General features: G+C 72.9%; 14 protein-coding genes. 4 read left to right on the plus strand and 10 right to left on the minus strand.

Annotated features, from left to right (window positions below; translation table 11 throughout):
* Positions 1-23: 23 nt before the first annotated feature.
* The 4 genes from ACFV0T_RS16985 to ACFV0T_RS17000 form a co-directional block, all read right to left on the minus strand.
* A complete protein-coding gene (locus tag ACFV0T_RS16985; protein WP_385779200.1) occupies positions 24-1439 on the minus strand; it encodes a hypothetical protein in 1416 nt (471 codons plus the stop codon).
* Complete coding sequence (pelF, locus tag ACFV0T_RS16990; RefSeq protein ID WP_385779201.1) at positions 1436-2962, minus strand: GT4 family glycosyltransferase PelF; 1527 nt, start codon at positions 2960-2962, stop codon at positions 1436-1438. The genes ACFV0T_RS16985 and pelF overlap by 4 nt, the downstream gene beginning before the upstream one ends.
* Positions 2963-3047: 85 nt before the next feature.
* On the minus strand, positions 3048-5183 hold the full coding sequence (locus tag ACFV0T_RS16995) for a hypothetical protein (RefSeq protein ID WP_385779203.1): 2136 nt from the start codon (positions 5181-5183) through the stop codon (positions 3048-3050).
* Positions 5184-5578: 395 nt separating this feature from the next.
* On the minus strand, positions 5579-6103 hold the full coding sequence (locus ACFV0T_RS17000; RefSeq protein ID WP_385779205.1) for a hypothetical protein: 525 nt from the start codon (positions 6101-6103) through the stop codon (positions 5579-5581).
* A 486-nt stretch (positions 6104-6589) separates the two neighbouring features.
* On the opposite strand from ACFV0T_RS17000, the gene ACFV0T_RS17005 reads away from it, so the two are divergent.
* Together ACFV0T_RS17005 and ACFV0T_RS17010 are read left to right on the plus strand one after the other, a co-directional pair.
* The gene (locus tag ACFV0T_RS17005; RefSeq protein WP_385779207.1) at positions 6590-8644 is read left to right on the plus strand and encodes a phosphocholine-specific phospholipase C; all 2055 of its coding nucleotides are present in this window, start codon (positions 6590-6592) and stop codon (positions 8642-8644) included.
* A gap of 76 nt (positions 8645-8720) precedes the next feature.
* Complete coding sequence (locus ACFV0T_RS17010; RefSeq protein ID WP_385779209.1) at positions 8721-9551, plus strand: phospholipid scramblase-related protein; 831 nt, start codon at positions 8721-8723, stop codon at positions 9549-9551.
* Between the two features lie 186 nt (positions 9552-9737).
* On the opposite strand, the gene ACFV0T_RS17015 is transcribed toward ACFV0T_RS17010, so the two are convergent.
* Both ACFV0T_RS17015 and ACFV0T_RS17020 read right to left on the minus strand, forming a co-directional pair.
* Positions 9738-10691, minus strand: a complete 954-nt coding sequence (locus ACFV0T_RS17015) for a hypothetical protein (RefSeq protein ID WP_385779211.1) — start codon at positions 10689-10691, stop codon at positions 9738-9740.
* Positions 10688-11539 carry a phosphatase PAP2 family protein gene (locus tag ACFV0T_RS17020; RefSeq protein ID WP_385779213.1) on the minus strand — a complete coding sequence of 284 codons (852 nt, stop codon included), beginning with the start codon at positions 11537-11539 and terminating at the stop codon, positions 10688-10690. Before ACFV0T_RS17020 ends, ACFV0T_RS17015 begins: the two co-directional genes overlap by 4 nt.
* A 234-nt stretch (positions 11540-11773) precedes the next feature.
* Here ACFV0T_RS17020 and ACFV0T_RS17025 point away from each other — a divergent pair, with 234 nt between their 5' ends.
* Positions 11774-12388, plus strand: a complete 615-nt coding sequence (locus ACFV0T_RS17025; RefSeq protein ID WP_385779215.1) for a TetR/AcrR family transcriptional regulator C-terminal ligand-binding domain-containing protein — start codon at positions 11774-11776, stop codon at positions 12386-12388.
* Between the two features lie 165 nt (positions 12389-12553).
* Here the strand turns inward: ACFV0T_RS17025 and ACFV0T_RS17030 are convergent, their stop codons facing one another.
* The gene (locus ACFV0T_RS17030; RefSeq protein WP_385779217.1) at positions 12554-13555 is read right to left on the minus strand and encodes a DUF2510 domain-containing protein; all 1002 of its coding nucleotides are present in this window, start codon (positions 13553-13555) and stop codon (positions 12554-12556) included.
* Positions 13556-13863: 308 nt separating this feature from the next.
* Here ACFV0T_RS17030 and ACFV0T_RS17035 point away from each other — a divergent pair, with 308 nt between their 5' ends.
* Positions 13864-16545, plus strand: a complete 2682-nt coding sequence (locus ACFV0T_RS17035; RefSeq protein ID WP_385779219.1) for an ATP-binding protein — start codon at positions 13864-13866, stop codon at positions 16543-16545.
* Positions 16546-16707: 162 nt separating this feature from the next.
* On the opposite strand, the gene pcaD is transcribed toward ACFV0T_RS17035, so the two are convergent.
* From pcaD to pcaG, 3 genes are read right to left on the minus strand one after another with little or no spacing between them, the layout of a single operon-like run.
* Positions 16708-17835: a 3-oxoadipate enol-lactonase gene (pcaD, locus tag ACFV0T_RS17040; RefSeq protein WP_385779221.1), complete on the minus strand. Its 1128-nt coding sequence runs from the start codon at positions 17833-17835 to the stop codon at positions 16708-16710.
* Positions 17832-19163: a 3-carboxy-cis,cis-muconate cycloisomerase gene (gene pcaB / locus ACFV0T_RS17045; protein ID WP_385779223.1), complete on the minus strand. Its 1332-nt coding sequence runs from the start codon at positions 19161-19163 to the stop codon at positions 17832-17834. Before pcaB ends, pcaD begins: the two co-directional genes overlap by 4 nt.
* The gene (pcaG, locus tag ACFV0T_RS17050; RefSeq protein WP_385779225.1) at positions 19160-19765 is read right to left on the minus strand and encodes a protocatechuate 3,4-dioxygenase subunit alpha; all 606 of its coding nucleotides are present in this window, start codon (positions 19763-19765) and stop codon (positions 19160-19162) included. The genes pcaB and pcaG overlap by 4 nt, the downstream gene beginning before the upstream one ends.
* Positions 19766-19768: the final 3 nt, after the last annotated feature.

Here is a 19768-nt window from a genome sequence, read left to right on the forward strand (position 1 = left end):
ACGGAGCAGGGGGAACGGGCCGGTCAGGCGTGCGGGGCGGGGCGGCCGAGCAGCCGCAGTGCGCACACCGCCAGACACAGCGCCGCGGCGCCGCAGCACAGCGGCAGCACGGCCGGGCCCGGCGGGAGATCCAGGAGCGTGACCGCGCCGGCCCCGGCCGCGGCCGCGAGACAGATACCGGCCGAGGACCAGGCCGCCCCGAACGCCTGGAGCAGCAGCGCCGTCCAGAGGGTCGCCGCGAGCGGCAGCAGCGCGGCCGGGTCGGCCCCCGTGAGCAGGGCCGCGGGCAGCAGCGGGAGCAGATAGACGAGCAGACAGCCGCCGAGGACACCGACCGAGCGCAGCAGGAACGCGGCGGGCGTCGCCGTCGAGCGCAGTGCCGCGACCGACATCCCGCGGTAGCGGTACAGCAGCCACTCGGCCGGTCCCATGCTCACGGTCAGCACGATCACCGCGTACGGATGCAGCCGGCCCTCCAGCAGTACCAGCAGGCCCGCCGCCAGCCCGAACAGGCCGTACGGCAGTGACCACAGCAGGCGCGGCCGGGCGGCGCCGGCGACGGGAGCCGCCGCGAAGGTGTCCCGCAGCGCCCAGCCGGCCGCGGCGAGGGTGCCCAGCAGTGCCAGCAGCGGCAGCCCGGCCCGCAGCACGGTGCCCGGCTCCCACCACGGCAGCACCGCGGTGCCGACGACCAGCGGGGTGAGCGCGGCCAGCAGCAGCCGCTCCCGGGCGAGCACCAGCAGCACCCCGGCCGCCGCCAGGTACAGCGACTGCGCGAAGGCCACCAGGGTGACGGCGCCGGACCCGGCGGGCAGCGCCGAGAGAGCCGTGGCCACCACGGCACCCACGGGAGCGCCCGCCAGGAGGGTGCGGCCCGCCTCCCGCCGGCCCGTCGTCATCCGCAGATGGGCCCGGTGGCCGAGCGCCTGCCCCCAGGCCCAGGAGACGAGCCCCGCCACGATCAGGGCGTGGGTGTGGTGTTCGGCGTGCCACAGCGGCGCGGTGAGCAGGTAGGCGAGCCCCGGCAGCGCGAACAGCACGCCCCGCAGGAGACAGCGCACGGTGTCCGGGCGCCAGGGATCGGCGGCCGGCGCCGGTTCGGGGAACGTGCGCGGCACCCGCTCGTACAGCGCGGCGGCGAGCGAGAACAGGTTCGGGTGGCCGTACCGGCCGCGGATCACCTCCGCGGACAGCCCCTCCGCCTCCAGCAGCGCGGCCACCTCGTAGGGATGGACGGCGGGGCCGATCCGGTCGGCGAGCTCGGCGGCCAGCGCGCTGACCGCCTCCTCGTCCGGGCCGGTCCGCGGCAGCCGGATGGTGAGCGTGGTGTCGTCCAGGGCCCAGCGCGGGCGCCGGCGCTGCGGGCGCGGGTCGGCGAGCCGCAGCGCCAGCGTGTCCTGCTCGGTCCCGCCGGGTTCGAGTGACATCGGCCCGCTCATCCGGCGAGGCTCCCCGTGCCGGTGACCGCCGGGGCGGGCGCGTCCACCAGGACGGGTGGCAGCACCTCGGCCGGCCGCCGGTCGAGCGAGGGCAGCTCCAGATAGATCGAGCGGAAGGTGTCGACGGTCTGGCGCAGGGTGAACTGCTCGATCACCCGCAGCCGGGCCGCCTCGCCCATCGCCCGTCGCCGCCCCGGATCGCCCAGCAGCTCCAGCGCGGCGGCGGCCATGGCGGCCGGATCGCGCGGCGGAACCACGAGACCGGTGTCGCCGACGGCCTCCCGTACCCCGCCCACGTCGGTGGAGACGGTCGCCCGCCCGCACGACATGGCCTCGATCAGGGTGAACGGGAAGCCCTCGCTGATGCTGGAGAGCATCACCACGTTGCCGGCCGCGTAGGCGTCCTTGATGTCGTCGACCCGGCCCTCGAACCGGACGGCGTCCGCGTGCCCGAGCTCGGCCGCCAGGGCCTCGCACCGCTCCCGGTACGCCTCCCCGCCGCGCGGGGTACCGCCGAACAACCGCAGCCGGGCCGCGGGAAGTTGCGCCCGTACGAGGGAGAAGGCACGGATGAGCGTCTCCAGGTCCTTGATCGGGTCGACGCGGCCCGCCCAGCTGAGCGTGAGCACCTCCGGCTCGGGCCCGGCCGGCGGGAAAGCCTCCGGGTCCACGCCGTTGTAGACGGTGCGGATCGCGGCGGGGTCGGCACCGCCCTGTTCCTCCCACAGCCGGTTGTAGCGGTTGCCCGGGGTGATCAGGGCGGCCCGGCGGTAGGTCTCCTCCGCCAGCAGCCGGAAGAAGCCCAGGACGACCGCCTTCACCGGCCAGCGGTAGGGGGCGGTGCGGTAGCCGAGGTAGCGCTCGCGCAGATAGACGCCGTGCTCGGTGAGCAGCAGCGGTACGCCGTGCCGTTCCAGGGCGGCCAGCCCCGGCAGCGCGGCGACACCGCCGCTGACCGCGTGCGTGATGCCGTGCTCCGGCAGCGGTGTCGCCAGGGGGCGCAGCGCGTGCTCCAGCAGGGCGGTGGCGGTCAGCGCGTCGTGCAGGGTCGGCCGGGCCTCGCGCACGGCCAGTCCCGGACGGTTCCACACGCCGGTCAGGACGGAGATCGCCCGGTCGCCGCGCAGGAACGGACCGAGCGTGCCGTGCGCGGCGGCCCGCGCCATCGTGTAGAGGGCGGCGGGGAAGCCGTCCTCGGCGCACGGATCGAGCAGCGCGGTCAGGAACTGCTCGTAGGCGGCGACGAGTTGGTTACGTGCGCGACCGCGGGGCGGCCGGCCCGCCGGTGGGTCGCCCCACATCGGGACGGAGGCGACGCGGGAGACGTGGTCGGGGAGGTCCCAGACGATCGGTTCGCGTCCGGTGCCGGTGACGGCGATGACCTCGAAGTCGATGTCGGGCATCCCGCGCACCAGTTGGTCGCACCAGACACTCACGCCTCCGTGACTGTGCGGGTACGTTCCTTCGGTCAGCAGGTGGACGCGCGTCGCGCGAGGGCGGCGCGCGCCGTGGTGAACGTGCATCGATGGGCTCCACGGCCGGGGTGTGGTTGGTCGTGCCGGTCCAGGCCGCGAAGGGTGCGGCCGGGACCTTCGGTCGGTGCGCCGTTCAGCTCTGCGGGGCGTACGGGACCTGCTCCAGCACGCCCGCGGGCAGGGGGGCGTCCGGCGCGGTGGCCGTGGCCTCCGCCCGCGGGCCGGCGTCGACGGTCGCGGACGGAGCCGCGGCGGACGTCGGCAGGGTGAAGGTGAGCGGTGCGTCGGCCGAGACGCTCCAGCCGGACACTCCGCCCGCGTAGGCCTGTCCGAACGCGGAGCCGGCCAGGGTGGTGCCGGCGGGCATGGTCGCGCTCGCCGCCACGCCGCTCGGCGCGTCGACGGTCACGGTGTCGCCGATCCGGTAGGCGCTGACCTGTCCGGCCTGGAGCGCGGCCGTCCACGCGGTACGCCGCTGGAGTTCGGTGCCGATGTCCTTCATCCGCAGGTTCACCACGGGGGTGTTGTCCGCGAACAGGGCGGCGTAGCCGTTCAGTACGCCGCTGAGGACCGGGTAGGCGATGCGGTCCTCGGCCAGGTTCGACTGGTGGATGAAGTGCGGCTTGGGGTCGTTGGCCAGGACGTGGCCGAGGGCGATCTGTGTCTCCAGCGGCACGATGTGGTCGGTGTAGCCGGTGGCCGTGTCCAGCGGGGCCGGCAGGCAGGTGGAGGTGGCGGGATTGTCCTCGCAGATGCCGCTGCCGCCCTGGGCGCGGCTGGTGTAGATCCAGTTGTACTCGTCGACCTGCTCGGCCGCGTGTCCGGCGTTGTAGAAGACGTTCATCGGGTAGCGGGAGACGGTCGCCGCCGGACCGACCTGACGCTGCGCGGGATCACGGGAGTTGTCCGAGCCGAGCCAGGCGATGTGGTTGTCGCCGAGGGCGGGCGCCAGGTTGGGGTTGTCGACGGTCTGCTGCGGCAGCACCTTCAGGCCCGAGTGCTCACCGGTCACCAACTCGTCGCTCTGCAAGGGAAGTCCGGCGGTGTGGCCCCAGGCGAGGTTGTTGGCGATCTCGTCGGAGATCTCCGTCCTGCTGACCCACTGGGTGCTGCCGTCCGGGCGGGTGGCGCACTTCCACGGCACCACGGTGGTGTTCTGCACACAGCCGAGGAAGGCGTGCGTGTAGGTGTGGTTGATCCAGCGGAACTGGTTGCGGTCGGCGATCAGCTTGTCGGCGAGCGCGTCGACGCCGTTGTTGTCCTCGCGCTGGTCGACGCTGCCCGCGCCGTTGTAGGCCAGGTCGAGGGTGAAGCCGTGGCTGCTCTCCCAGCCGGTGGCGTGGTCGACGTCGGCCGGTGTCATCCGGATCGTGTCGGGCGTGGCGTCGGGGTCCGTGCAGTCGACGTCGCCGGGCGTGCAGTTGAGCTCGGTGTTCCAGCGGTCGTCGGCGGCGAACACGTCGTCGACGTGCACGGCGAAGTAGTTGCGGGAGGCGCCGAGGTGCACGCCGCCGGTCATCCACTCCACGATGCCGCGGGCCAGCAGCCGGAACTGCTGCTGGTACTGGTTGTAGACGAAGGTGACGACGAGTTCGCGCCGCCCGTCGTGCCGGTACTCGCCCACCAGCGAGCCGCGGGTCGAGTGGCCCGGGATCGGCGCGTCGACGTACGGCGTGAAGTCCGCGCCGGCGGCGGCCGTCGAAAGATAGGCGTAACTCTCACCGACGGTGGGAGAGTTGTCCTCGAACGGCACGGTGCCGTCCAGGTAGCCGAACGGCCCCGCCTCGCCCGCCGCGGTCACCGTGGCCTGGACGCCGTCGACGCTGCCGGAGTAGCCGCCGTAGACCGGGTACTGCAGACCGGCTTCGGGACGCGCGTAGGTGTAGGCGTCGACCTGGGGAACGGCGTACGTCTGCTCGTAGGCGGCCAGGGCGGCCATCTCGGGGGAGCCCGCGGCGAAGGGATTGTCATTGGGCAGGACCACGGCCTGGAACTTGGCGCGCGGCCGGCCGTCGACCGTGTCCGCCAGGAAACCGGCGTCGATCACCTGTCTGCCGGACTGCTGGAGGTCGATTTTCGTGTACGGCGTTCCGGCCGCGGTCAGTTCGGCCGCGATGGCGTCGGTGGACGGGCCTCCGTCGCTCACGATCAGCACCCGCAGGTCGATGCGGGGCGTGGTGCTGTCGGCGTGGGCCGAGCCCGCGGGTATGCCGAGCGCCGCGATCAGCGCGCCCACCGTGAGCGCGGTCGTGCGTATGGTCCGCTTCATGCGGTGAAGTCCCCTCCCCAGGCAGGGGTGAGCACTGCTCCCATGGAGCGGACGCACCCCCTTGCGTGACGCTGCCATCCCCCTCAGAAGCCAGTCGCCGACGCATCCGTCGCGTCACATAGTGATGTCTCTGTGTAGCTTTCGTGGTCATGCTGCGAAACATGACGGAAAAGTGCAGGTGTCCAACAAGTCGTTACCGGTACCGAAACCGGCACTTGACGGTCATCGGGGCGTAGGAGCCCAGGTGGACGCGAGGGGCCTCGATGCTGGTCCCGGGCCCGCAACGGCCCGACCGGGAGTCGGTCGGGCCGGTCGAGCGAAGTGCCGGTGGTGTGGACCAGGGGGCGCTGTGATCGCCGAGCGGATTTAGGACAACCTCACCACCGGCCCGTCCGTCAGGCGCAGAGGACGCGCGTCTCGGGCGTGTAGACCGGCCCGCCGCTGGTGTTCGCGCTGTCGCTGAACTCGGCGTAGTAGTACGAGTAGAAGCCGATGTTGCCGTTGCAGCCGGAGTCGGCCGCGACCTGGAGGGTCAGCGTGACGGTCCGGCTCTGGCCGGGCGGGACGGTGGTGCCGTAGTTCGTGCCGAGGTTGGCCGGACCGGTGCCGGAACAGGGGGTGTTGCCGGCGGCCGTGGCCAGGGTGCAGCCGGTGAAGCCGTACTTCAGGTCGGGCCGCTGGGTGGTCAGCCAGGTCGGGTCGATCGTCTGGTACACGAACCAGATGTCGTAGGTCCTGTTGTTGGTGATCGTCATCGACAGGTTCACCGTGCCGCCGGGCGTGGTGGTCGCGCTGTCGGTGGTGAACGCCAGCTCGGCCGGTGCGGGGTCGGCGCTCGCGCTGGGGGCCAGGCCGAACACGGCGAGCACGATGGCGAGGGCGGCGGTGAGGCCGAGGCGTCTCATCAGTGTTGATCGCATGGCCCGGGAGGCTAGGCATCCGACGAGCGCACCGTCTGCCCCGGCCGGAACCCCGAAAACGCCGGTCGGCCGAAAGTGCGCGTTCTGTGAAGGGCGTGCAACGGCGGTGTGACGCACCGTGGTTGACCGCATACGCGCACGACATCCCGGGCGTGATCGAACGAGGCGGCCGCCCGCCCCGCCCCGTCGGTGTCGCGCCCCGGACGGGCGGTATTGGCGTGTACCCGATGTGCACGACCGCGCGGAATGTTCGCCACCGGACGAGCGGCGGGCGCGTTCTCGGCCATCCGGTGGTTTCCGGCCCTGTTCGTGCCGGGTGAGCGCCTCGGCAGGGCTCTGGTGCCTCGCGCTTCTCACGTACGGGTGACTTTCACGTCGACGCCACCGGACCCTTCCCTGCCGTTCGACGCTCTTGGAACACTCCTTGCGCGCACATTCCGTCCCTACCGGCCAGAGGCGCACCACGACGAGAGAGGTCGCTCACCCATGTCCGAGGTCAACCGGCGCCGCTTCCTCCAACTCGCTGGCGCCACGACGGCGTTCGCGGCTCTGTCGAGCAGCATCGAGCGAGCCGCCGCACTCCCGGCCAACCACCGCACGGGGTCCATCCAGGACGTCGAGCACATCGTCGTGCTGATGCAGGAGAACCGCTCCTTCGACCACTACTTCGGTTCGCTGCGCGGCGTCCGGGGCTTCGGCGACCCGCACCCGGCCTCGCCCACGCCCGGCCGGCCGGTCTGGCGCCAGTCCGACGGCACGAAGGACGTCCTGCCCTTCCACCCCGACGCCGACGACCTGGGCATGGCGTTCCTCCAGGACCTCCCGCACGGCTGGAACGACGGACACGCCGCCTTCGACGGGGGCAGGTACGACAAGTGGGTGCCGTCCAAGTCGGCGACCACGATGGCCTACCTGACCCGCGACGACATCCCGTTCCACTACGCGCTCGCCGACGCCTTCACCATCTGCGACGCCTACCACTGCTCCTTCATCGGCTCCACCGACCCCAACCGCTACTACATGTGGACCGGTTACACCGGCAACGACGGCCAGGGCGGCGGCCCGGTCCTCGGCAACGACGAGGCCGGCTACGGCTGGACGACCTACCCCGAACGCCTGGAGAAGGCGGGCGTCTCCTGGAAGATCTACCAGGACGTCGGCGACGGCCTCGACGCCGCCGGCAGCTGGGGCTGGATCCCCGACGCCTACCGCGGCAACTACGGCGACAACTCGCTCCTCTACTTCGACCAGTACCGTGACGCCAAGCCCGGCGACCCCCTCTACGACAAGGCCCGCACCGGCACCGACGCCCGCAAGGGCGAGGGCTTCTTCGACCGGCTCAAGGCCGACGTCACGGGCGGAAAGCTGCCGCAGGTCTCCTGGATCGTCGCCCCCGAGGCGTTCACCGAGCACCCCAACTGGCCCGCCAACTACGGCGCCTGGTACATCGCGCAGGTCCTGGAGGCGCTCACCGCCGACCCGGCCGTCTGGGCGAAGACGGCCCTGTTCATCACCTACGACGAGAACGACGGCTTCTTCGACCACCTGGTACCGCCGTTCCCGCCGGCCTCCGCCGCGCAGGGCAAGTCGACCGTCGACGTCGGCCCCGACGTGTTCAAGGGTGACAGTGGCCACGTCGCCGGCCCGTACGGCCTCGGCCAGCGTGTGCCGATGCTCGTCGTCTCCCCCTGGAGCAAGGGCGGTTACGCCTGCTCCGAGACCTTCGACCACACCTCGATCATCCGGTTCGTGGAGCGCCGCTTCGGTGTGCACGAGCCGAACATCTCGCCCTGGCGCCGCGCCGTCTGCGGCGACCTCACCTCGGCGTTCGACTTCTCCCGCAAGGACACGAGGCCGGTCGTCCTGCCGGACACCGACGGCTACCGGCCCCCGGACGGCGACCGGCACCCCGACTACGTGCCCACCCCGCCCGCCCACCCCGCCCTGCCCGGACAGGAGCCCGGCCCGCGGCCCACCCGACCGCTCAAGTACGTCCCGACCGTGGACGGCGCCGCGGACCCGGCCGCCGGGAAGTTCACGCTCACCTTCGCCTCCGGCGCCCAGGCCGGTGCGGCCTTCCTCGTCACCTCCGGCAACCGCACGGACGGGCCCTGGAGCTACACCACCGAGGCCGGCAAGTCCGTCTCCGACACCTGGAACAGCGCGTACTCCGCCGGCGCGTACGACCTGACGGTGCACGGCCCGAACGGCTTCCTGCGCACCTTCAGGGGTCCCGGCAAGGGTGCGGCCGGCCCCGAGGTCACCGCACGGCACCAGGGCGACGACATCGAACTGGTCCTCACCAACAAGGGCTCCGCCACGGTGGAGCTGAAGGTGGCCAGCGGCTACGGTGGCCGGGCACGAAGCCTCAAGGTGCGGCCCGGCGCCACCGTCCGGCACACCGTCGACCTCACGGCGAGCAAGCGCTGGTACGACCTGACCGTCACGTCCAGCGCCGACGCGGCCTATCTGCGACGTTTCGCCGGACATGTCGAGAACGGCTGCCCCGGCGTCAGCGACCCCGCCATCGTCACCCGATGACAAGCTGCAAAAGGGCGATGAACAGCGCGTCCTGGGGACTGGTCAGGTCCCCGGACGCGCAGGGTAGTGTGCCCCGGTGACCACGCAATCGAACACTCCTCCAGGCTGGTACCCCGATCCGCAGGGGGCGCCCCAGACGCTCCGTTACTGGGACGGCGCGCAGTGGACCCAGCACACCAACGCGGACCAGCCGGGCGGCAAGACCCCCGCGGCGCCGCAGATACCGCAGCAGCAGGCCGGCCCCGACCCGCGCGTGCAGCAGCAGGTGCAGCAGGAAGCCGGCGTCGCCGCGAGCGGCGCCGGCGGCGGCACGCTGTTCACCGAGCCCGTCCTGGTGGTGAACCAGAAGGCCAAGCTGATCGAGCTGACCAACGAGTACAAGGTCATGGATCAGAACGGCAACTCGCTCGGCTCGGTCGTCCAGGTCGGCCAGGGCGTGCTGAAGAAGATCCTGCGCTTCGTCTCCAGCATCGACCAGTTCCTCACGCACAAGCTGGAGATCCGGGACGCCTACGGCCAGCCCGTGCTGCTGCTCACGCGCCCGCGCAAGATATTCAAGTCGCGGGTGGTCGTGCAGCGTCCGGACGGTCAGCCGGTCGGCGAGATCGTCCAGCAGAACATGTTCGGCAAGATCAACTTCGCCATCAACGCCAACGGCCAGAAGGTCGGCGCGGTCAAGGCGGAGAACTGGCGGGCCTGGAACTTCGCGATCGTCGACCACGCGGACAACGAGGTCGCCCGGATCACCAAGACCTGGGAGGGCCTCGCCAAGACCCTCTTCACGACCGCGGACAACTACGTCCTCCAGATCCACTACCAGCTGCCCGAGCCGCTGCTGAGCCTCGTGGTGGCCACGGCGCTGACGGTCGACACGGCCCTGAAGCAGGACTCGCGGGGTCTGGGCTGACGCCGGTGACGGCGGGGGGCTTAGGCAAGAGGTGCGGGGGGATCCTGTGTGCCGTACACGTACGGTGTGCAGGATCTCGTACGTCGCATACCGAATGCGGGGTGTGCGGAACGCCTGCGGGACACCGCGTGCCGTACACCGGCACTCCCGCCACGCCTCCGGCACTCCCGCGCACCCGCGGACGACTCACAGCGGTGTGAGGTGTCCCGGGTCCGGTTGCCGGGGCAGCAGCGCCGCCTTGGCCGACGCCGCTTCCGCCTCCAGGGCCAGCACCGCGGCCACGGGATGTTCCTCGTCGGCCGGCGCGGAGAGGCCGGGCCGGTCCGGTGCCGTGCGCGACAGCAGGACGACACCCCAGGAGGCCAGTCCCGCCCCCGCCAGCGCGAGCACCACGCCCGCCACCCCGCCCTGGAGGCGTTCGCCCAGGAGCGCGAGGCCGATCACGGCGGCGGCCAGCGGATTCGCCAGCGTCACCACCGCCAGCGGCGCGCCCAGCCCGCCCCGGTAGGCGGTCTGCGACAGCAGCAGTCCACCCGTGGCGAACGCCGCGACGAGCAGGGCCACCCCGATCACCTGCACGCTGAGCACCGGGCCCGAGCGGTCGGTCGCGGCCACCGTCACGGTCTGGGTGAGCGCCGAGGCGACTCCGGAGGCGAAGCCGGACGCGGTCGCGTGCCGCAGACCGGGCCGGGCGCCCGGCCGTGACAGCAGACCGATGAGCGCCGCCGTCCCCGCGGCGACCGTGAGCGCCTCGGGCATGCTCAGTACCTCGTCGGGCGCCGCGCCGGACGCCGTGACCAGGATCGCGCTCAGTCCGGCCAGAGTGTAGGCGGTGCCCCGCCACTCGTTCCTGCTGACCCGGCGTCCCGCCATGCGGGCGCCCAGCGGCACCGCCGCGACCAGGGTGAGCGCACCGAGCGGCTGCACCACGGTGAGCGGGCCGTACTTGAGGGCCACGACGTGCAGCAGGGCGGCGCCCGCGTTGAGCGCGACCGAACTCCACCACGCGCCGGTGCTCAGCAGCCGGAGTGTGCCGGAACCCGAGGTGCGGGCGGCGAGGCGTTCCTGGGCGACGGCCGCGGCCGCGTAGGCGACGGCGGAGAACAGCGACAGGACGACGGAGAGCAGGGTGGCGTTCACCGGCCGGCCCCCGCCAGTGCGTGCTTCTCGGACGACACGAGGTCCTCGGCCGGGAGGAGGTCCTTGGCCGGGAGGAGCTTCTCGGCCGGTGCGAACTCGTCGCGGACGCGTCCCGCGGTGGTCGCCGTGCGGTGCGGCAGGTGGATCACCGCGAGCGCGAGGCCGAGCAGGGCGCCGGCCGCGATCGCGTCCAGCCAGTAGTGGTTCGCGGTGCCGACGATCACCAGCAGGGTCGCCAGCGGATGCAGCAGCCACAGCCAGCGCCAACGGGAGCGGGTGGCGGCGATCAGGCCGATCGCCACCATGAGCGCCCACCCGAAGTGCAGCGACGGCATCGCGGCGAACTGGTTCGACAGATGGTCGTCGGCGGGCGGGCCGTACACCGAAGGGCCGTACACCTGCGCGGTGTCGACGAGGCCCGTCGCCGCGAGCATCCGGGGCGGGGCCAGCGGGAAGTTGACGTGTACCACCAAGGCGGCCGCGGTGAGCACGGCCAGGACCCGGCGGGCCCAGACGTAGTGCGCGGGGCGGCGCAGGTGGAGCCAGATCAGGAAGCCCACGGTGACGGGGAAGTGGACCGTCGCGTAGTAGGTGTTCGCGAGGTGTACCGGTGTGTCTCCGTGCAGCAGGAGGCCCTGTACGGAGCCCTCGCCGGGCAGATGGACCGCTCGTTCCAGGTCCCACACGCGGTGTGCGTTGTGGAAGGCCTCGCCGGTATGGCCTGTCGCCAGTTGCCGGCCGAACTTGTAGACGAGGAAGAGTCCTGCGACGAGCAGGAACTCGCGGATGAGCGGTGGCCGCGCTGTCGCGTCTGGCTCCGCCTCTGCAGGCTCGGTGCGGGCATTCATCCCCCGGCCCCTTTGCTGACGGTGGTGCGTGTGCTGGTGCTGCGAGCCGCGGGGCTCGTGGTGGGCTGCGTACGCGTGGATGTACAGGAAATGTGAAATCGATACGTCGTCGTACCGATACGCCAGTGTACCGATACGTTGGAGTACCGGTACACTGGCGTATCGATTGACATGCGCCACACTGGAGAAGGGCCCCGGCGGGTCCGACGGACACCAGCGAGGAGACGAGAGCCGATGACGTCGCAGGCCGCGGACGGACCGGAGACGGTCGTCGCCTCGCGCCGCTCCAAACTCACGCGGGAGCGCGAGCAGGAGTTCTTCGACGCCGTCCTGGAACAGATCCGACAGTGCGGCTACGACTCCGTCACCATGGAGGGCGTCGCCGTCAGCACCCGGTGCAGCAAGTCCACGCTCTACCGGCAGTGGAAGACGAAGCCCCAGTTCGTGGCGGCGGCACTGCGCTCCACCCGCCAGGGGCGCTTCACCGGCATCGACACCGGCTCGCTCGCCGACGACCTGCGCGAGGTGGCGTGGGCCGCGGGCGACTGGTCCGGCAAGGACACCAGGCTCCTGCAGGCGCTGGGGCACGCGGTCACGCAGGACAGAGAGCTTCAGCAGGCGCTGCGCGAGGCACTGGTGGAGCCCGAGATCGCCGCGCTGGAGAAGATCCTGCGCCGGGGCGTGGAACGCGGCGAGATCGCGGCCGACCTTCCGGCGCTGGAGTACGTGCCGGCCATGATGTTCGGCGTCCTGCGGGTACGCCCCGTGCTGGTCGGCGAGTACGCCTGCGGGGAGTACCTTCTCCGGTTCGTGGAGGCCGCCGTGCTGCCGGCGCTCGGCCTCACCTGAAGACCCAGGCCGCCGTCCACGGGATGACTGGACGGTGGCCTGCTCGCGCCGCACCGTGGGGACGGGGGCGGCGCGCACCCCCCGGCCGGGTGGGGTTCCTCTTGAGCGGAGAGGCGCCCCACCCGGCCGACCGGTGTCCCCGGCCGGCCGGTGTACCGGGGTCGGTCAGACGTCCTGGCCGTCGCCGCTGCCGGTCGACACCTTGATGCCCTTGGTGATCTCGTCGAGCACCGACAGCTTCTGGTCGGTGTCGAGGCCGAAGCGGACCACCGCGATCCGCGCGGGGTTCGCCGGCGAGGGGAACGCCAGCGACTCGACGTAGCCGTCGGCCCCCTTGCTCGTGACCGCCTTCCAGCGGACCAGGTAGCCCTTCTGCCCGGCCACCGTGACCGCCTTGGAGGCCAGCACCTGGTGCGAGGTGATCTTCCCGTAGGCCTCGCCGCCGTAGGACTCCTCGGCACTCGCGGAGATGTCCGCCTTGGCGACCGCCTCGGCCGTGGTGCCGGCGACGCCCAGCGCCGCGGCGGGCGCCGAGTAGGCGCCGCCCTTGGTGCACCGCTTGGAGGTGTCGCCGGGGCAGTCGTAGGAGTCGTTGGACGTGACCTGCGCGCCCACGGTGCTCTCCTGGCCGTACCAGCCGTCCGGGATGGGGATGCTGATCCCGCTCACCGCGTCGGTGACCGAGCCGCTCTCGATCCTCGGGGCCTCCGACTGGTCGGGCGCCGGGGACCGGCCGTCCGAGCCGCCGGAGCCGCCCGACCCTCCGGAGCCACCGGGGCCGCCCTGGCCACCCGACTCGCCGAAGGGTCCGCCGTCGGCGCCCTGGTCCTGCCGCGCGCCGGAGCCGCCGCCGTCGTCCTTGGTCAGCGCGTACACGCCGACACCGATGCTGGCGAGCACCGCGACCGCGACCGCGACGGCTATCCCGGTCCGCAGCCCGCGCCGCTGCCCGCCCCCCGGCGGCTGGGCCGGATACATCGGGTAGGGCGGAGCGCCCGGGTAGGGCCCGTCGCCCGACAACTGCGTCGGGGGACCCCATCCGGCGGCCTCGCCCGCGGGGCGGGTCTGGTCCGTCCACGTCCTGCCGTCCCACCAGCGCTCGGTGGCGGGACCGTCACTTTTCTGCCCGGGGTCGGGATACCAGCCGGGAGGAGTCACCTGCGTCATGACACCACCGTATGAGGCATCGGTGAAAGAGGGATGAGAGGACCCCCCTCCGTTTTCCGGCCGAGCCCGCGCGCCGCTCGCTCCGCCCCCGGTGGCCCCGGCCCTCACTGGCGTGAACCCGACGTCAAGGTACCGCCCGCCGACGGTCGTTGACGCTCCGGACCGCCCCCGCAGGCCTTTCGTGTCGTCCGGGCGCGTGAGCCGTCACCCTTCGCGGCAACAGGTACGGGGACCGGCCTCCGTTTCGCGGGCCGGACGGCTACGCTCGAGATCTGTACGTCGTTCGGGCGACTTGGGGAGGTAGCGGGATGACGGAGGTCAGGCCCACGGCGGTCGCCTCGGCTTCCCTGTGGGAGCGCGACATGGAAGTCGCCGCCATCGTGCGAGCGGTGGACATCCTGTGCGCCGACCGCTCGTCCCCGGGCAGCCTGCTGGTGTTACGGGGCGAGGCGGGACTCGGCAAGACCGCGCTGTTGGCCGAGACCCGTCGCATCGCCGAAGCCCGTGGCTGCACCGTGTGGTCCGCCCGCGGCGGCGAGACCCTGAGGTCCGTCCCCTTCAACGTCGTACGGCAGTTGCTCCAGCCCGCCCTGGTGTCGCTGCTGCCGGAGGAGGCCCGGGAGTACCTCGGCGACTGGTACGACATCGCGGGCCCCGCCCTGGGCATAACGGACCCGGGCGAGCGCCGCGCCGACCCCCAGGGCGTGTGCGACGGTCTCGTCGCCGCCGTACGCAGGCTCGCCGAGCGGGACTGGCCGCTCGTCCTGCTCGTCGACGACGCCCACTGGGCGGACCAGGAGACCCTGCGCTGGCTCAGCGCGTTCGCCGAACGCCTCGACGACCTGTCCGTCCTCGTCGTGGTGGCCCGCAGGCCCGGCGAGGTCAGCGGTGAGAGCGCCCGCCTGCTGGACACGGTCGCCGAGGCGGTGGGCGGGCCCGTCACCAACCTCAGCGCGCTGACCCCGGACGCCGTCGCCGGTCTCACCCGTGCCTCGCTCGGCCCGCACGCCGACGCCCCGTTCTGCCGCGAGGTGTGGGCCGTCACCGGCGGCAACCCCTACGAGACGAACGAACTGCTGGTCAAGGTGCAGGACAGCGAGCTGGAGCCCGCCGAGTCCTCGGCCGGCGAGCTGCGCGCCCTGAACCGCTCGGCCCGCGGCGGCGGCCTCGTCGCCCGGCTGGAACAGCTGGGCATCGACGCCACCCGGTTCGCCTGGGCCGCCGCCATCCTCGGCACCGGCATCTCCGTCGACCTGGTGGCCCGGCTCGCCACGATGCGCCGGGACGACGCCGTGCGCTGCGCCGAACTGCTGCGCAGCGCCCGCATCCTGACCGAACCCGACCGCGCGGCGGGCCCGACGGAGGAGGGCGACCTCCAGTTCCTCCACCCGCTGATCGGCTCCGCCGTCTACAACTCCATCCCGGACGCCCTGCGCACCGCCATGCACGGCATCGCCGCCCAGGTCGTCACCGACTCCGGGCTGGGCGCGGCCGCCGCCGCGCGCCATCTCCTCCAGGTCCACCCGGACGACGACGAGGAACTCGTCGAGCAGCTGCGCGAGGCCGCCCGTGAACACCTCGCGGTCGGCGCCCCGGACGCGGCCCGGCGCTGTCTGGAACGCGCCCTGCTGGAACCGCCCCGGCCCGAGGTCCACGCGCGCGTGCTCTACGAACTCGGCTGCGCGACCCTGCTGACCGCGCCCGCCCGGACCATCGGCCATCTGCGCACCGCGCTCGGCATGCCCGGCCTCGGCGGCGCCGAACGCGTCGACGCCGTCTTCCGTCTCTCCCAGGCCCTGCTCCACAACGACCAGCTGGAGGAGGCCGTACGCACCGTCGAGGCGGAGGCCGCCCGGCACCGGGCCGGACCCTCCCGGATGCGGTTGCAGGCCGTGCAGTACATGTGGGAGGGCATCCACGGCGAGACGACCTCGCCGGGCCGCACGGAGCGCCTCGCGGAACTCGCCCGCTCCTGCACCGGCCGGGACAACTCCGAGCGCGCCCTGCTCATCCTGCGTGCCTTCGACGCGATGGCCCATGGTGAGAACGCCGAGGAGGTCGTCGAGTTCGGCGACCGCGCCCTGGTCAACGGCCGCCTCGCCCCGGGCCTCGGCTGGACCGACAGCGAGTGGGGCATCGAACTGCTGATGATGCTGGGCAGTTCGTACGCCTGCGCCGACCGGCTCGACCGCGCCGAGAGCCTGTTCGCCGAGGCGCTGCGGGCCTACACCGTCGCGGGCTGGAGCGGCGGCCACCTCGCCCTGGCCAACGCGTTCCTCGGCCTCGCCTACCGAAGGCAGGGCCGTCTGCGGGACGCCGAGACCATCCTGCGCGAGTCGCTGCGGCTGGCCGAGCGGGTCGGCCGCGGCCTGCCCCTTTACTGGTCGGCGACCTGCGGGCTGGTCGACACGCTGCTGGCTCGCGGTCATGTCGAGGAGGCCTGGTCGGTCGCCGAGCGGTACGGCTTCGCACCGCCCTACCCGTCGACCATCGTGCTGCCCGACACCCGCTCCGTGCGTGGCCGCCTGTTGCTCGCCACCGGCCGCACCAAGGACGGCATCAACGAACTGGAGGCCGCCGAGAAGGCGGCCGAGGCGCGCGGCGGCCACAACCCGGTGCTGGCCCCGTGGACCGTCGATCTCGCCCGGGCCCTGGCGGTCGAGGATCCGGCCCGGGCCGCCCGGCTCGCCGCCGACGCCCGCCGGCAGGCCGAACGCTTCGGCACGGACACGGCCATCGGCGAGGCCCTGCGCTGTGCCGCCGCCCTGGAGACCGGTCAGCGCGCGGTCCGGCTGGCCGGCCAGGCGGTCGCCTATCTGGAGTCCTCGCCCTGCCAGTACGAACACGCGGCGGCCCGCGTCGAGTACGGCATCGCCGCCCGCTCCGTGGCCGACCTCAACCGGGGCCTGGCACTGGCCCGTTCGTGCGGCGCGGACGGGCTGGTCACACAGGCGCGGGAGGTACTGGAAACCGGCCGCGGACTGCGCTGACGTGTAGGGCGCATCCGACGGACGGGCCGGTGGACCGGCGGGACGGACCGGGCAGGGGGACCCAGTGGGCGGGGCCCTCGACGGCAGGCTCCCGCAGGCAGGTCTCCGCAGGCAGGCCCCCCGCCGGGGGCGCGGTACGGCGGGGGCGCCGGCGGGGCGGGGTCACTCCCGGCTCTCGTCCTCCTCGGCCAGTACCCGCTGGGCCGTCGCGAAGGCCGAGTTCGCCGCCGGTACACCGCAGTACACGGCTGTCTGCATCAGTACCGCGCCGATCTCCTCGGGGGTGAGCCCGTTGCGCCGGGCCGCTCGTACGTGCATGGCCAGTTCGTCGTAGTGGCCGTGTGCCACCAGCGCCGTCAGGGTGATCATGCTGCGTTCGCGGCGGCTGAGCGTCGGGTCGGTCCAGATCTCGCCCCACGCGTAGCGCGAGATGAAGTCCTGGAAGCGCGCGGTGAACGGGGTCTGCCGGGCCTGCGCGCGGTCCACGTGCGCGTCGCCGAGGACCTCGCGCCGTACCGCCGTCCCGCACCGGGCACCGCCGTCGAGGTGGGCACGCAGCGCCGTCAGCACGGCCCTCGGGCACTGCGCGGGCGCCAGGTGCGAGGCGCCGGGCAGTTCGACGAGGGTGGCGTCCGGCACCGCGTCGGCGATCTCCCGCAGATGCGCGGGCGGCGTCGCCGGGTCCTGACGGCCGGCGACCAGCAGAGTGCGCGGGGAGATCTCGCCGAGCCGCTCCCGCAGGTCGAACGCGGCCAGGGCGTCACAGCAGGCGGCGTACGCCGCCGGGTCGGCCTCCCGGTGGTCCCGGACCAGCCGCGGCACGGTGAACCCGGGCGTGAACCACCGGGCGTCCGCGCTCTCGGCCAGCCCGGCCAGCCCCTCGTGCCGGACCAGCGCGGCCCGCTCCAGCCATGGCTTCGCGCCGTTGAAGTGCGCCGACGCGCAGATGACGGCGAGGGACGAGACCCGTTCGGGGTGGTGCAGGGCGAGATGCAGTCCCACCGCGCCGCCGAGCGACACGCCCGCGTACGCGAACCGGTCGACGCCGAGCGAGTCGGCGAGCGCGAGCACCAGATCCGCCAGGTCGCCGACGGTGGCGCCGGGACCGATGAGATCCGGTGCGGAGCCGCCGTGTCCGGGCAGGTCCCAGCGGACCACCCGATGGGTGGTCGACAGCTCGGGGGCCACCTGGTCCCACAGCGCGTACGACGTGCCGAGCGACGGCCCGAGCAGCAGCGGGGGAGCGGAAGCGGGCCCCTCGGCGTAGTGGTTGAGGAGGGTGGCGGTCAACGTCGCTCCAGGGCACGGTCGGTGAGGGCTCCGGCGGAACCGGTGTAACGGGCGGGATCGGTCGCCCCGGTCAGGTCGACCCCCTTCAACTCGGACTGCTCGGACAGTAGTTCGGCCAGCGTGCGGCCCTCGGTGGACGTCCGCCGGGCCAGATCGGTGAGCAGTTCTCTGGCACGTGACCGGCCGAGCACGTCGGACAGTTCGGCCGACAGCCGCTCGGAAACGATCAACCCGTTTGTCAGGTCGAGGTGTTCGCGCATGACATCGGGGTGCACCCGCAGCCCTTCGGCCAGTTCGGCGGCGTCGCGGGCGGCGCCCCCGACCAGCCGCAGCAGCTCGCGCAGCGGCTCCCACTCGGCGTGCCAGGCACCGGCGGCCCGCTCGTCCTGCGCGACCATCGACCCGTGGAGCGTGGCCGCGAGCTGCGGCGCCCGCCGGGCCGCCGCGGCGATCAGGGTGGACCGTACGGGGTTGGCCTTGTGCGGCATGGCCGAGGAACCCCCGCCGCTGCCCTCCGTGACCTCACCGATCTCGGTGCGGGCCAGGGTGAGCACATCCACGGCCGTCTTGCCGAGCGCCCCGGCCGTGAAGGCCAGGCCCGACGCGAGGTCGGCGATCGGGGTGCGGAGTGTGTGCCAGGGCAACGCCGGCTCCCTGAGGCCGAGTTCGCGGGCGTAGGCGGCGGGCAGGGCCAGGGCGTCGGCGGCGCCGTACACCGTGAAGGCCGCCAGCGTCCCGGCCGCGCCGCCGAGTTGGGCGGGCAGGCCGTCCCGTACGGCCGTCAGCCGGTCCCGTGCGTCGAGCACCAGCGACCGCCAGCCGGCCGCCTTCAGCCCGAACGTCGTGGGTACGGCGTGCTGGGTGAGCGTCCGGCCCGGCATCACGGTGTCGCGGTGCGCGGCGGCCAGCCCGGCCAGCGCCCGCTGCGTGCGGTCGAGGTCGGCGAGGACCGGACCGAGCGTCCGTACGGCGACCAGCATCGTCGCCGTGTCCATGATGTCCTGGCTGGTAGCACCCCGGTGGACGTAGGGGCCGTACTCCGCGCCGACCGCCTTCGTCAGCTCGGCGACCAGCGGGATGACCGGGTTCCCGCCGGCCCGGGCGCGCAGCGCCAGGTCCCGTACGTCGAATCCGGCGCCGTCGGCGGCCTCGGTCACCGCCGGCGCGGCCGCGGCCGGAGCCAGTCCCAGCGCGGCCTGCGCACGGGTCAGCGCGGCCTCCGCGTCCAACAGCGCACGCAGAAAGGCGCCGTCGGCGGTCGCGGCGGCGGCGGGGGAGCCCGCCCAGCCGGGGGCGAGCAGGCTGGTGTCGGATTCGGCGGGTGTCACTGGAACTCCAGGAAGACCGTCTCGCCTTCGCCCTGAAGACGGATGTCGAAACGGTACGTGCCGTCCCCGCCGTCCCGGGCGATCAGCGTGTCGCGGCGCTCCGCCGCCAGCCGCGCGAGCAGCGGGTCGGCCGCGAGCGCCGCCTCGTCGCCCGGCAGGTAGATCCGGGTGAACAGGTGGACGAGCAGCCCGCGGGCGAAGAGACACACGCTGAGATACGCCGCGCTGTGCCCGCGTGCGCCGGGGCGCAGGGTGCGGGCGTACCAGTGTCCGTCGGCGTCGGTCTGGATGCGGCCCCAGCCGGTGAACTCCACGCCGTTGCGGCCCAGATAGCCGCCCGTCGAGGGGTCGCGCCGGATCGAGCCGTCCACCTGCGGCACGGTGCCGTCCGGAGCGGGGCCCCACAGCTCCACGAGGGCGTCGGGCAGCGGCCGGCCCTCCCCGTCGTACACGTACCCCTGAAGGGTGACCGTGTCCGGGTGGCCCACCGGTGCGATGTCGCCGCCGCCGGGGAACGGCAGCGCGTACCCGTAGAACGGGCCGACCGTGTGCGACGGGGTGGGCGGCACGTTCCGCGGGCCGCTCGTCTCGGTCTTCGTCATGGC

Origin of the sequence: Streptomyces sp. NPDC059582 (assembly GCF_042735715.1) — a bacterium.
In the GTDB taxonomy this organism is placed as follows: domain Bacteria; phylum Actinomycetota; class Actinomycetes; order Streptomycetales; family Streptomycetaceae; genus Streptomyces.